A 13383-nucleotide genomic window follows, 5' to 3' on the forward strand; every position below is an offset into this window, starting at 1 on the left:
AAAGTAGATGATAAAGAACGATTTATTTCTTAGAGCTTTAAAAGGTGAAACGGTAGAACGTCCACCGGTATGGATGATGAGACAGGCAGGACGCTACTTACCTGACTTTATGAAGCTGAAGGAAAAATATGATTTTTTCACGCGCTGTCGCACACCCGAACTGGCTACCGAGATCACGGTGATGCCAATTCATCAGGTGGGCACAGATGCGGCTATACTTTTTAGCGACATTTTAGTGGTTCCGCAAGCGATGAATATTGAGGTGGAAATGAAACCCGGAGTTGGGCCATGGCTTCCAAATCCTGTTCGCAGCATGGAAGCCGTGAACAAAGTGATCGTGCCAGATGTTCACGAAACCCTCGGCTACGTAATGGATGCTGTGAAAATGACCAAAAAGGAGCTCAACAACGAGGTGCCATTGATCGGTTTCGCCGGTTCCCCATGGACTATACTTTGTTACGCGGTGCAAGGCCAGGGTTCTAAAAACTTTGATATTGCCAAAAAATTCTGTTTCACACAGCCACAAGCAGCCCACACATTGCTTCAAAAGATCACAGATACTACCATTGCTTATTTAAAAGCCAAGGTAGAAGCCGGTGTTGACGCTGTCCAGATCTTTGATTCCTGGGGAGGAATGCTATCTCCCAGAGATTATGAAGAGTTCTCATGGAAATATATTCAGCAGATCATTGATGCTTTAAAAGATGACATTCCTGTGATCGCTTTTGGAAAAGGATGCTGGTTCGCACTAGATAAAATGGCAGTTTCAGGCGCTTCTGCACTAGGTGTGGATTGGACCTGTTCTCCGAAAATGGCTCGAAAATTAACCGGTGGCGAGATCACGCTTCAGGGGAATTTTGACCCGAGCAGATTGTATTCTCCGCCTGCAGAAATTAAAGAAATGGTTCATACCATGATCGATGAATTTGGAAAAGACAGATACATTGTTAATCTGGGCCACGGAATTCTTCCTGATATTCCGGTTGAAAACGCGATCGCCTTTGTAGAAGCTGTGAAAGAATACAAATAATTCCGGCTCTTCCAATTCGGAAAAAAGTAAAAGATGAAAGAGAAGTTCTACGCATATATTCAGAATCTGCAGGATAAGATCACTTCCGGTTTGGAAGAGATCGACGGAAAAGCTGTTTTCAAGGAAGACCTATGGAAACGCAAGGAAGGTGGCGGCGGAAGGACCCGTGTCATTGAAGACGGAGCAGTTTTTGAAAAAGGGGGCGTAAATATTTCAAAGGTTCACGGACCGCTGGCACCAGCCATGCAGAAATACTTCAATGTTGGAGACGTGAATTTCTTTGCCTGCGGACTAAGTCTTGTGCTTCATCCGAAAAACCCGATGGTACCAACTGTCCATGCTAACTGGCGATATTTTGAGATGTACGACAAGGACGGCAAAGTGATCGACAGCTGGTTTGGCGGCGGACAGGACCTTACTCCTTATTACCTTTTTGATGAAGATGCGACACATTTTCATTCGGTTTGTAAGGCAGCTTGTGACCGTCACGACCCCGGTTTTTATTCTGAATACAAACAAAAATGCGACGAATACTTCTGGAATTCCCATAGAAATGAAGCCCGCGGCGTAGGCGGATTGTTCTTTGATTATTGCAAGGCTTCCGAAGAGAGATCTATGGAAGACTGGTACAACTTCGTGACCGACGTAGGAAACAGCTTTTTAGAAGCCTACATACCTATAGTGAAAAGAACTATGGACCTGCCTTATTCCGAAGAACAAAGAAAATGGCAGGAAATAAGACGCGGTCGTTATGTTGAATTCAACCTGGTGCATGATAAAGGAACCCTTTTTGGATTAAAGACCAACGGAAGGATTGAAAGCATCCTTATGAGCCTTCCGCCGCATGTCCAGTGGGTCTATGACCATCATCCCGAACACGGCAGCGAAGAAGAAAAATTGATCAAGGTACTGGAACAACCCAGAGAATGGGCTTAAAAAGCCAACAGCTACCTGAATAATAAAACTTAAAGCATTTGATATGTTAATAAGAAACCGAAGATTAAGAACCAACGAAGCCATTAGAAGCCTCGTGCGGGAAACTTCACTATCGCCAAATGATTTTATAGTTCCCCTTTTCGTAGTGGAAGGAAAGAATGTGAAGGAAGAGATCGCTTCCATGCCAAATTATTTCAGGTTTAGCCTTGACTTGTTGGAAAAGGAAGTGAAGGAGTTGTGGCAAATGGGTCTTAAATCGGTTTTGGTTTTTGTCAAGGTGCCCGATAACCTCAAGGACAACGAAGGAACAGAAGCGCTTAACAAGGAAGGTCTCATGCAGCGAGCCATCAAGACCATCAAAAACGCAGTTCCCGAAATGCTCGTAATGACTGATGTTGCTCTGGATCCTTATTCTTCATATGGTCACGACGGAATTGTTGAAAATGGAGAAATTTTGAATGACCCTACCACCAAGGTGCTTGCAAAAATGGCACTTTCGCATGTCAAGGCCGGGGCCGATTTTGTTGCACCAAGCGACATGATGGACGGCAGAATTTTAGCGATTCGGGAAACTCTAGAAGAAAACAACTTTCACAAGTCAGGCATCATGAGCTACAGTGCTAAATATGCTTCGGCTTTCTACGGACCTTTCAGGGATGCGCTTGATTCGGCTCCCGGGTTCGGAGACAAGAAAACCTATCAAATGGATCCTGCCAACCGGGAGGAGGCTATTAAGGAAACTATTATGGATATTGAAGAGGGAGCCGATATCGTGATGGTAAAACCCGGACTTTGTTACCTGGACATTGTGCGTGACATTCGCAACGCGGTTGACGTTCCTGTGGCCGTTTACCAGGTGAGCGGGGAATATGCCATGATCAAGGCAGCTTCAGAAAAAGGCTGGTTGGATCACGATGCCGTGATGCTGGAACAACTTTTATCCATCAAACGAGCAGGCGCCCATATGATCGCCAGCTACTTTGCAAAAGACGCTGTTAAATTATTATAAGGCAGTATCAAGCAATACTTTCTTTAATTACTTTTAACGGGTGAAAACACCTCAGTTTTTCTTCGGAAAATTTCTTCTCGTTCTACTGGCTTTTTTCAGCCAGGCAGGCATGTCTACTTTTGCCTTTCCTTCGGAATTATTTGAGCCTGATACAGAAAAAGCTCAATTTCGAGAAGCCCATCCGGTATTATTGGTCTTTGATCAAACTGAAAACCTCGAGGTTCCGGAAGCTTCCGAAAGAACTTCTTTAAGCTATGGAAAATCTAACCCTTCCGAAGTAATATTCCTGGAGAGGGTTTTCCTGACAAACTCATATTCTTTTCTAAAAAGGGATCTTCGGGCCGCGATCACCGCCCAGCTTTTTCCCTACCACTTCTTTCTTTGAATTAATGGCATTTTCATGCCCTCTTTAGGCTTCAGCTTTAGTCTGAAAAAAATTAAGTCAAAGAAAAAATAGAAAAATGGATACAACAACCACGCTTATGGGGTTAGGCCTGTTAATGGCATTTTTAGCACCTGTAGGCTACCTTCTTATAGAACAAAAAATCTCTCTGAGAAAGAAAGAAAAAGCGATCCAAAAGATCGCTGCCGAACATAACCTAATTTTAACGGAAATCGATTTCTTACCTGATCTTGCACTAGGGATCGACATGGACAAACGTAAGTTTTTAAGTGTACCGCATTCTAAAAAGGCTCACGTGAAATTGATCGACCTGGGACTCATTCAAAAATGTGAAGTTTCAAAGGAATATAATAAGAATAGCGTTTCTTCGAATCTTGATGAGGTACGGGAAATAATCCTGAATATCAATTTAAAGAACCGCCCGGCAGAGCACCTTCGTTTTTACACGGAAGAAGATCATCCCGTCACCGAAAAAGAGATGCGCCTGGCCAAGGCGGGAAAATGGCAAAAGATCATTTCTGATCTTTAATTCTAATTGTTGAACTTAATAACGGGAGAATGATCTCCCGTTATTTCTTTTGAAATTGCTGTTATAACTAGGGTTTAAGAATCATTTAGGCTAGTCTTAATACAATTTCACAATCACCTCCTGTACATTTGAACCATATTAGAACATCAGATTCTAAAAATTCATTTTTTCAGAACCACTGAAATTGAACCAGAATCTGCCCCTCTTCTATTTACTAACAGGAACTAAATGAACCGAACGCATATGAATGGACAAAAAATGAAGGTCTTAATGACTACGGATACGACGAATGGAATTTGGAATTATTCTCTGGAACTATGCAGGACACTTGAAAAATACAATATTCAGGTACATTTAGTAGCATTGGGCGGATGGCCTTCCCCATACCAGCAAACAGAAGCTGAAGAACGTCCCAATGTGACCTTTTACAAAAGTGATTTTAAATTAGACTGGCTCAGGGAAACATGGGAAGACCTCAACCCAACCCGCAAATGGCTCAACAGCATATACCACACTGTAAACCCGGATATATTTCATTTAAATAATTTCTCACATGTGGAGGAAAGCTGGACTACTGCTTTGATCACCGCATTCCATTCGGGAGGACAAACCTGGTGGCATGCTGCAAAAGGTGAAGAAGAGCCTGTTCTATGGAACGAATATATCCAGGAAATCACCCATTCTCTTGATACTCTATATCGTAAGGAGAATCCAATGTCGGGTGACATGAAGAATTTCAGGAACAGACGCCGAAATGCCCCAACCAGGCAGGCTGTCTAACATTGCCCCATACTTTAACCAACCAAGACGAAAACGTCATCTTATAAGATGACGTTTTTTATTTTGAACAATACCTTAAGCTACCTCCCGAAGAAAAACTGAAATTAATTTACAATTAGGAGTTTTCAGAATAAGCTTTCTTATTTTTGAAAGAACCAATTTTGCAAAAACATGCTGTGCATTAAACATCACTCCACCGATCCATACTTTAATATAGCGACAGATGAATATATTTTTAAGCATATGGAAGAGGATTGCTTCATGCTGTGGCGCAATGATAATGCGATCATCGTCGGCAAACATCAAAATACCCTTGCCGAGATCAACCATGAGTATGTGAAGGAACGAGGAATAAAGGTGGTAAGAAGACTTTCCGGTGGCGGGGCCGTTTATCACGACCTGGGCAACCTCAACTTCTCTTTCACAAGGACAGGAGACAGTTATGAAATGATCGATTTCCAAAGATATACCCAACCTATCATAGAGGTACTAAAGGAACTTGGGGTGAATGCGAAATTTGAAGGCCGAAACGATCTGACCATTGACGGAAAGAAGTTTTCAGGAAACGCTGAGCATGTCTTCAAGAACAAGGTCCTTCACCACGGAACCTTGCTTTTTTCATCTGAAATGAATGATATAAGCGGTGCTCTAAAGATCAATCCACTAAAATATAAAGATCGTGGTGTGAAGTCGGTTCCAAACCGGGTTACCAATATCAGTGATCACCTGCCGGAAAAGATCAGCCTGGATGAGTTCACCAATAAGATCATGGAATATATCACGAAAAATTTCCCCGAAGCCCGCATGTATGAGTTTACCGAGGAAGACCTTCAAAAGATCCAGGAAATACGTGATGAAAAATATAGTACCTGGGACTGGAACTTCGGGTATTCGCCTGATTATAACTTCAAGCAGGGTGCACGTACCAAAGGAGGAACCATTGAGATGAATATGAATGTCTCCCACGGGATCATCAATGATGTGAAGATCACCGGCGATTTCTTCCACATTCGGGATATCAGGCCGGTTGAGAAGGCACTTGAGAATACCAAACACGAAGAAGAGGCGATACGTTCTAAACTGGAACCCTTCAACCTGAAGGAATATTTTGATAAGATCACGGTTGATGATCTGATCTCAATAATGTTTTAGGTATTGTTAAGTTACTTTCAGGGCTTAACATCAATTATCCTCTTAACTTTTACTATATTGAAATCAGCAAACAGCGGTAGATGGGATTATTACTTTTTTACGCATTCATTTCTATATTCTTTTCCTTTCTGTGTTCTATACTGGAGGCCTCTTTTTTAAGCATTACTCCGGGTTATATCCAAATGAAAGCAAGGAAGGGGAAAGCGTATGCAAAAACACTTGCGAAATATAAACAGGATTTAGATAAGCCTCTTATTGCGATACTCACTATTAATACGGTAGCTCATACCGTGGGTGCCATTCTGGTGGGTGTTCAGGCAGAAAAGGTCTTTGGTGACGGTGGCAATATGGTTGGGATCGTATCTGCGCTCATGACCCTGGGAATCCTTGTGCTTTCCGAAATTATTCCGAAAACAATTGGAGCGACCTACTGGAAATCCTTAGGGTATTTCACGGCTCAAACCTTAAAGATCTTTGTTTTTCCGCTGAAGTATACCGGAATCCTTTGGCTTATGATGCTTACCACGAAACTTATAGGCAAAAGTGCTCACGTGAGTACGATGAGCAAAGAAGAGTTTATGGCCATTGCCGATGTTGCTGAAGAAGAAGGCGTTTTTGACGGAAAAGAAACTACGGTGATCAAGAATATGCTGGTGTTTGAAAAGGTTAAAGCCAAAGATATTATGACGCCGTTCTCTGTGGCGGTTATCGAGGATGAAACAACCACCATCGAACAATTTTACATCAACCACAAAAATTTAAAATTTTCGCGGATCCCTGTTTACAGTCGCAAATCACATAATATCACAGGTTTTATCCTAAAGGATGATGTACTGGAAGAAATGCTGAATCAAAAAGGGAATGAACCTTTGTCATCTCTTAAAATTGACATCCCAATTTTTTCTGAAGACACGCCTATTCCTGAACTTTTTGATAAGTTCCTGCAAAAGAGAACACACCTTTCGGCCGTGGTAGATCAATATGGGAATACTATTGGCCTAGTGACCATGGAAGACATTATTGAGACCTTGCTGGGGCTGGAGATCATGGATGAAAGTGACAATATTGAAGACATGCAGGTAATGGCTCGAAAGAACTGGGAGCAGCGTGCGCGCAAACTGGGAATTATAAAAGAGAAAAGAAAAGATGAATAGTACCGGCTTCAAAACCCCTCTTGGTTATGCCATTTTGGAAGGTGATGAAAACGGGCTTTCCCGGGTCTATGTGGCTGAGGACAAACCGAAATTTTCAGAAACAGTTCCGGAACCTCTTCAACAAGCTAAAATTCAATTGAAAGAATATTTCTTAGGAAAAAGGGAAACTTTCAACCTTAAGATCAATCCCGAAGGAACCGATTTTCAGAAGAAAGTCTGGGAATTATTACTGAAGATACCTTTCGGAAAAACCAGTTCCTACCTTGAACTTTCCAAGGAATTCGGAAATACTAAAGCTATACGTGCGGTTGCCGCCGCAAATGGGAGAAATCCTTTATGGATCATCGTTCCCTGTCATCGCGTAATAGGCAGTGACGGTTCACTCACAGGCTATGCCGGCGGGTTATGGCGTAAGAAATGGTTGCTGGAACATGAACAGCCTCAAAAACAACAAAGCTTATTCTAAACTATGAAACGTCTCTCCCGCAGCCTCCTGGGCATTATTGTATTTTTTCTGGCAGTGGTAGTCCTGCTGTATATTTTCAACTTTGAATATATCCTAAGGGCTTTACAGGTCACTTATTTCAATGGGTACACCACGGCCTACATTACAGATCACAGTGAATTTGCCAACCGGGAGATTGAAGCGGGGGAACCTCAACCCTGGCCCCAACATTCTAATTACAATAAAGCTGAAACTACGCCAGATCTCGAAAAGATCAACGAAGAACTTGGAACCGTAGCCTTTCTTATCATTAAAAATGACAGTATCTGGTACGAGAACTATTCCGAAGATTTCGGAAAGGACTCCAGAACGAACTCCTTTTCAATGGCGAAAAGCATAGTTTCTGCACTTCTGGGAAAAGCGATCAGGGACGGAAAAATAAAAAGTTTAGATCAGCCGGTAGCCGATTTCTTTCCGCAATTCGATAAACGGCTGACCGTGGGTGATCTTTCTTCCATGTCTTCTGGCCTCAACTGGGACGAAAGCTATTATAACCCTTTTTCAATGACTGCAAGGGCGTATTTTGGAGAGGACATTAGAGAACAGATCCTTGATCTGGAGGTTACTGAAGAGCCCGGCAAAGAATTCAAATACCTGAGCGGCAATACTGAACTATTGGCGATGGTGATCGAAAAGGCGACGGGAATAACAGTTTCTGAATACCTCAGCGAAAGCTTCTGGAAACCCCTGGGCATGCAGCAAGATGCTTTATGGCAACTGGATAGTGAGGAAAGCGGAATGGAGAAAGCGTATTGCTGTATCGCATCAAATGCCCGTGATTTTGCCCGCCTCGGAAAGCTATACAAACACTTTGGAACCTGGAATGGAAATCAATTGCTGGATTCCTCCTTTGTCGCCACCTCCATTCAACCACGCTTCGAAGACTCTCCGCATTATGGATACGGCCTGTGGTTGGAGAACTACAGGGACAAAGAGATATTTTACATGAGAGGAATACTTGGGCAGTATGTGATCGTGATCCCGGAAGATGACCTTATAATCGTACGTCTGGGAGAGGAGAAATACCCTAAAAAAGAAGACCAGGAACATTCAGACGATTTTTATGTCTATATTGATGAGGCCTATAAAATGCTGGGCGAAACGAAATGATCAAGAAGCTTTCTTTAAAGAACATTTTGTTCCTGGATATTGAAACTGTTCCGGAACATGCCTCCTACTCTGAACTTTCCGAAGTAAAAAAGAAACTCTGGGAACTCAAGACCCAGTATCAAAGAAAAGAAGATTTCACACCCGAAGAATTCTATGACCGTGCAGGGATCTGGGCCGAATTTGGAAAGATCGTCTGTATTTCTGTAGGTTTTATGGCATTTCAGGGAGACCTGAGAACTTTCAGAATCACCACTTTTCATGGGGAAGAAAAGAAATTGCTTCTCGAATTTAAAAACTTACTGGAAGATCATTTTTCGGGACCTCAGCATTTGCTTTGCGCCCATAACGGTAAGGAATTTGACTTTCCATACATCGCGCGCCGTATGCTGATCCATAATATTGAATTGCCATTCAAGCTGGATCTCTTCGGAAAAAAGCCTTGGGAAGTGCCACATCTGGATACTTTAGAACTATGGAAGTTTGGCGATTTTAAACATTACACTTCCCTGAAACTTTTATGCAATGTATTAAACGTCCCCTCTCCAAAAGATGATATTGACGGATCGGAGGTTAGAGATGTTTACTATAATGACCAAAACCTGGATCGTATTATTGTTTACTGTGAAAAGGATGTGGTGGCTATTGCACAGGTAGTCCTCAGACTACGGCAGGAAGAATTATTGACCGAGGAGGAGATACTTTCTGTATAACAAATCTTTCCGGAAACCTTAATCATTTGTTATTGTAGCCGCCTGTTTCTCAATTATTTGGTACATTTAAGTTAGATGACCGGAAAAATGTTCATTAAAAGACATTTTCCGAAGAAGGCATTTAGAAACCAAAGTCTAACCAAAATAAACGAATTATGTATCTATATGTGGAACAATGGAATGTAACCACCAAGTGGATGAACCTTCCCAAAGAGGATCGCAGAGCCTATATGAACAAGGTTCTGGGAGCGATCGCAGACCTCGAAAAAGCTGGAATTGAGAACCTGGGATGGGCATTGAATGATGAACATACTCCTTACCGCAGTGACTATCGTTATATCGCTGTTTGGAAAGTGCCTTCTCTTGATGATGTCAAACTTTTTGAAAAAGGCGTTGAGGAAGCCCACTGGCATAAATATTTCTCTCAAAAGAATTCCAGAGGAGAGATCATAACATTGAACGAAGCTGTTGATTTTCTTGTTAACCTTAAAAAACATTCGACTTCGGTAATTGACGATTAACCGAAATCTTCTAATAATAAAAGGTCCTGATTATTAAAACAGGACCTTTTTTATTCATTGCCATTTATATTATACAGAACGACATATGATAAAAAGACCCGAAAAAAATTCCGGGTCTTTTTTGCTGTAATGTGTTATAGCTTAATGAATTTTTTGACGATCTCTTTTTGACCGTCACTAAATTTAATAACGTAAGTGCCACTTTTCAGGGCTCCCACATTTATATCATTATCAACTTTTCCTTTTGCTACCTGAAAACCAACAGAATTAAATATTCCATAATCAAGAGTTCGGTTTTCCGGTAACGAAACAGTTAAACGGTTTCCGCTTACAACCGGATTTGGAGACAAGCTGACATCAAAAATATTTGGCTCATTCCCCATCGGCTCCAAAGTCTGGTGTGCAGAATTTATATTTGCAATTGAAGCAGAAGATTGACCCACAATTACTGTATAATCTTCTACTTCTCCATATGAGAATGTTTCACAGGCAGTTTGAGCCGAATTATATTTCATGGAAACCCTCATTCTGGTAGCTCCTGCAGCTGCAGTAGAAGGAACGGTAAAACTTGCCGATAATGTACCGCTGCTGGAAGAAGATCCGCTCACCATCAGTTCTGATGATTCAAAAGTTCCATTTTTATTATAATCTATCCATATTTTCCAGTATTCGGTATAGGAAGAACTGGCAAATCCTGTACTTATATAAATGGTATTAGAACCATATGGTAAACTTGCACTCAGGGCTGTATAATCTTTATAACCACCGTCATTTCCGGTCACATTATTAAGATCATTCAATTGAACTAGGTCTATCCATTCATAATTGGAATTGCTTCCTTTAGAGCTACAGTATGTAACAGCACTACCGGAAGTGGTCACAGAAATTGTATTCGATTTTGCGGAAACATTCCCCGCCTCATCTTTCGCCTTTACATAAAAACTATAGGTGGTTGAAGCTGTGAGACCATTCGCTGTATAACTGGTAGTGCCAACTGTAGCAAGGAAGCTACCGTTTTTGTAAATATCATATCCTGTTACTCCCACATTATCTGTAGAAGCATTCCAGGAAAGTGAAGTAGAGGTTTGAGTAGTTCCGCTAGCTGCCAGATTAGCAGGTGCAGAAGGTGCCTGAGTATCCGGAGCTCCTGCTCCAATATTTATGGTGTAATCTTCTACTTCTCCATATGAAAAAGTTTCACACTGTGTAGGGATACCATTGTATTTCATAGAAACTCTCATACGGGTCGCTCCATCCTTGGCTGAAGTGGGAACCGTAAACGAACCAGAAACCGGAGTGGTTTTAGATGCCGCTTTACTCCAGACTAATTCTCCGGAATCTCCAAAATCTCCATTCTGGTTGTAATCTATCCATACTGCATATCCTTCACTATAAACAGTACCTGTCCAGGTTGGCGTTACGGTTATGGTAGCCGAATTTCCTTTAGATAAATTAGCAGAGATAGAAGTAAAGTCGCTATAACCGTTTCCTCCGGAAGAAGTATTATCTATACCTTCTAACTGCACCCGACCGATATATTCATCAGAAACACTATTTCCCTTAGATGTACAATAATTAACTTCTCCATATGCAGCACCTACTCCCACCGCATAGAATGCGTTGGTTGTTGCAATCACTTCAGGAGAGTCTGCTCCATAAAGATCTGCAGCGGACTGAATTCCATAAGTTCTTGCGTTGGCATAGGTAGCATTAGCCGATAAATAAACGGTTTCCAATCGATATGCAATTTTAGCAGCTTTGTCTATACTTATCCCTGTTACATTATAAGAGTTCCCAAGATCATTGGTGCCGGATTTTCCAACGGCGAGTATATAAAACCAGTGATTTAAAACACCGCTGTTCGTATGAACTCCACAGTAGTCATTTTGATCTGTTGGTGTACAATTCGGATTAATCCAGTTAGTACCGCCATAAGTGTCCGGCTGTCCTTCAGATTTTGGATCGCTCATGGATCTCAAGGCAGCATGCCCGGATCTTCTTTCTATATCTTCCCCGATTAACCATGTGGATTTTGAAGGAGCTGCATAATACTCTACACAGGCTCCCCAAATATCAGAGAAGGCTTCGTTCATGGCACCCGATTCTTTTTGGTAAACCAGGTTCGCTGAAGTCTCACAAACGGCATGGCCAATTTCATGAGCCGCAACATCAATAGAGGTAAGAACATCAAAATAAGTTCCGCTACCGTCACCATAGGTCATGACGCTCCCATTCCAATAGGCATTATCATAAGCCACATCAAAGTGAACATAACTCTTAATCGCTGCTCCCTGGTTATCAAAACTGTTTCTACTGTGTACGTTATACAAGTAATCAAAGGTTTTTTGAGCTCCCCAATGCGCATCAAGTGCTCCATTGTCTTTTGCTGCATTATCATGTTCAGCCGCGGTCCAGTTATTATCATTATCTGTGAAGTTCACGGCATTGTTATAATTGGTGCCTGTATTCATATCATAGGTCTGTACACCATTTGCCCGTGTAACATCAGAAAGGATATAAGAGGATCCGCTTAAAGAAGTTTGAATGGTTTGAGAACCACTATAACGAGTGGCCGCATTTCCTGTGGCTAATGTTAATGCAGATGTTCCACTTTTTGACTTTGCTTTTTTTGAAGAATTTGAATGGCTGTACTTCCCTAAATGCTTAATGGTTGCATCATAAAGTAATACCCTGCCATTCTGGGCATCTATATAAAGATCCCCACGACTTACGGGGCTTGTTGCATAGATGTCAAATTTATAAGCCAGCCGAACTTCTTCTTTGAAACTTTTATCATTAACAACTTCAAATTTCCCGGTTGGCAATAAAACTAATTCACCTTCTGGTTTTTCATAGCCTATTTTAGAAGCACTTGCAGGGTCTTCCCACAAATAAGACTTAGCTCCAATGTGCTGTACAGCCATTCTAAAAGCCACAGAGCCGGAAAGCTTCGGCGTAACATCTACTTCTTCAAGATCATAGTACTCACCACTCATGGACTGCAATCGCTCACCCTCTGAGTGAATAGTGTAAGTAGCAAATTCCACTTTTACACCATCATAGAACATTTGATACTTGTCATGTTTATAACCGGCATTATCCCTTTCTGATTTAACTTTCGAAAAGTTTACCCGGTCACCGGCTTGCAACTGTTCTTTAAACAGTTTCCGATAATCACTGGCATTGAAACTTGAATTTTCTTTGAAAACGATAAGGGTAGGTTTCCCGTTTTCATCAGTGATCCTTTTTTTTACGTCCTTTTCAGAATCCTGCGCATTTGCCTGAAACGTAAAAAGGCTTAATCCCGCGATTAACACGGATTTAAAGAGTAATTTTTTCTTCATTTTAGTAGGTGGTATTTGGGGTTTAACGCCACAAAGTAGGAAAATTATTAAGCTTCACTAAAGTTTTAACACAATTCATCTATTATATAACGCATTTCAGCGATTATTGCAGAAGTAATTAAAATGCATGAAAAAAGGGTGTAGCAATGCTACACCCTTATCATTCCTGCTCTGTTAATTAGAACAAGACCTTTTGAATT

At 41.5% G+C, this 13383-nt stretch carries 13 protein-coding genes; 12 read left to right on the plus strand and 1 reads right to left on the minus strand.

Going from position 1 to position 13383, the window contains the following annotated elements; genetic code table 11:
• The first annotated feature begins 7 nt into the window (after positions 1-7).
• The 12 genes from hemE (at position 8) to ACFQ1G_RS10255 (ending at position 9839) form a co-directional block, all read left to right on the plus strand.
• The gene (gene hemE / locus ACFQ1G_RS10200; RefSeq protein WP_380739217.1) at positions 8-1030 is read left to right on the plus strand and encodes a uroporphyrinogen decarboxylase; all 1023 of its coding nucleotides are present in this window, start codon (positions 8-10) and stop codon (positions 1028-1030) included.
• 33 nt (positions 1031-1063) lie between these two features.
• Positions 1064-1966, plus strand: coding sequence for an oxygen-dependent coproporphyrinogen oxidase (gene hemF / locus ACFQ1G_RS10205; protein ID WP_380739219.1), 903 nt, complete (start codon positions 1064-1066; stop codon positions 1964-1966).
• Between the two features lie 43 nt (positions 1967-2009).
• On the plus strand, positions 2010-2975 hold the full coding sequence (hemB, locus tag ACFQ1G_RS10210) for a porphobilinogen synthase (RefSeq protein WP_380739221.1): 966 nt from the start codon (positions 2010-2012) through the stop codon (positions 2973-2975).
• 40 nt (positions 2976-3015) lie between these two features.
• On the plus strand, positions 3016-3360 hold the full coding sequence (locus ACFQ1G_RS10215) for a hypothetical protein (RefSeq protein ID WP_380739223.1): 345 nt from the start codon (positions 3016-3018) through the stop codon (positions 3358-3360).
• Between the two features lie 76 nt (positions 3361-3436).
• Positions 3437-3907, plus strand: coding sequence for a hypothetical protein (locus ACFQ1G_RS10220; protein ID WP_380739224.1), 471 nt, complete (start codon positions 3437-3439; stop codon positions 3905-3907).
• Positions 3908-4177: 270 nt separating this feature from the next.
• Positions 4178-4687: a hypothetical protein gene (locus tag ACFQ1G_RS10225; RefSeq protein WP_380739226.1), complete on the plus strand. Its 510-nt coding sequence runs from the start codon at positions 4178-4180 to the stop codon at positions 4685-4687.
• A gap of 171 nt (positions 4688-4858) precedes the next feature.
• Positions 4859-5839 (plus strand): lipoate--protein ligase, encoded by a 981-nt coding sequence (locus ACFQ1G_RS10230; RefSeq protein WP_380739228.1) that lies wholly within the window; start codon positions 4859-4861, stop codon positions 5837-5839.
• A gap of 80 nt (positions 5840-5919) precedes the next feature.
• Positions 5920-6993 carry a CNNM domain-containing protein gene (locus tag ACFQ1G_RS10235; protein WP_380739229.1) on the plus strand — a complete coding sequence of 358 codons (1074 nt, stop codon included), beginning with the start codon at positions 5920-5922 and terminating at the stop codon, positions 6991-6993.
• Positions 6986-7459: a methylated-DNA--[protein]-cysteine S-methyltransferase gene (locus ACFQ1G_RS10240; RefSeq protein ID WP_380739231.1), complete on the plus strand. Its 474-nt coding sequence runs from the start codon at positions 6986-6988 to the stop codon at positions 7457-7459. The genes ACFQ1G_RS10235 and ACFQ1G_RS10240 overlap by 8 nt, the downstream gene beginning before the upstream one ends.
• Positions 7460-7462: 3 nt before the next feature.
• Complete coding sequence (locus tag ACFQ1G_RS10245) at positions 7463-8608, plus strand: serine hydrolase domain-containing protein (RefSeq protein WP_380739233.1); 1146 nt, start codon at positions 7463-7465, stop codon at positions 8606-8608.
• On the plus strand, positions 8605-9318 hold the full coding sequence (locus tag ACFQ1G_RS10250; protein WP_380739234.1) for a 3'-5' exonuclease: 714 nt from the start codon (positions 8605-8607) through the stop codon (positions 9316-9318). The genes ACFQ1G_RS10245 and ACFQ1G_RS10250 overlap by 4 nt, the downstream gene beginning before the upstream one ends.
• A gap of 155 nt (positions 9319-9473) precedes the next feature.
• A complete protein-coding gene (locus ACFQ1G_RS10255) occupies positions 9474-9839 on the plus strand; it encodes a DUF6616 family protein (protein WP_380739236.1) in 366 nt (121 codons plus the stop codon).
• A gap of 134 nt (positions 9840-9973) precedes the next feature.
• Here ACFQ1G_RS10255 and ACFQ1G_RS10260 read toward each other — a convergent pair whose 3' ends face one another.
• Entirely contained in the window at positions 9974-13183 is a 3210-nt protein-coding gene (locus ACFQ1G_RS10260; protein WP_380739238.1) for a M4 family metallopeptidase, read from the minus strand.
• Between the last annotated feature and the right edge of the window lie 200 nt (positions 13184-13383).

Origin of the sequence: Salinimicrobium gaetbulicola (assembly GCF_042676025.1) — a bacterium.
Classification (GTDB): domain Bacteria; phylum Bacteroidota; class Bacteroidia; order Flavobacteriales; family Flavobacteriaceae; genus Salinimicrobium; species Salinimicrobium gaetbulicola.

Bases quoted from the DNA above. Each gene is read 5' to 3' on its own strand.
- hemE (WP_380739217.1), top strand. From the start codon at position 8: ATGATAAAGAACGATTTATTTCTTAGAGCTTTAAAAGGTGAAACGGTA.
- hemF (WP_380739219.1), top strand. From the start codon at position 1,064: ATGAAAGAGAAGTTCTACGCATATATTCAGAATCTGCAGGATAAGATC.
- hemB (WP_380739221.1), top strand. From the start codon at position 2,010: ATGTTAATAAGAAACCGAAGATTAAGAACCAACGAAGCCATTAGAAGC.
- ACFQ1G_RS10220 (WP_380739224.1), top strand. From the start codon at position 3,437: ATGGATACAACAACCACGCTTATGGGGTTAGGCCTGTTAATGGCATTT.
- ACFQ1G_RS10225 (WP_380739226.1), top strand. From the start codon at position 4,178: ATGACTACGGATACGACGAATGGAATTTGGAATTATTCTCTGGAACTA.
- ACFQ1G_RS10230 (WP_380739228.1), top strand. From the start codon at position 4,859: ATGCTGTGCATTAAACATCACTCCACCGATCCATACTTTAATATAGCG.
- ACFQ1G_RS10235 (WP_380739229.1), top strand. From the start codon at position 5,920: ATGGGATTATTACTTTTTTACGCATTCATTTCTATATTCTTTTCCTTT.
- ACFQ1G_RS10240 (WP_380739231.1), top strand. From the start codon at position 6,986: ATGAATAGTACCGGCTTCAAAACCCCTCTTGGTTATGCCATTTTGGAA.
- ACFQ1G_RS10245 (WP_380739233.1), top strand. From the start codon at position 7,463: ATGAAACGTCTCTCCCGCAGCCTCCTGGGCATTATTGTATTTTTTCTG.
- ACFQ1G_RS10250 (WP_380739234.1), top strand. From the start codon at position 8,605: ATGATCAAGAAGCTTTCTTTAAAGAACATTTTGTTCCTGGATATTGAA.
- ACFQ1G_RS10255 (WP_380739236.1), top strand. From the start codon at position 9,474: ATGTATCTATATGTGGAACAATGGAATGTAACCACCAAGTGGATGAAC.
- ACFQ1G_RS10260 (WP_380739238.1), bottom strand. From the start codon at position 13,183: ATGAAGAAAAAATTACTCTTTAAATCCGTGTTAATCGCGGGATTAAGC.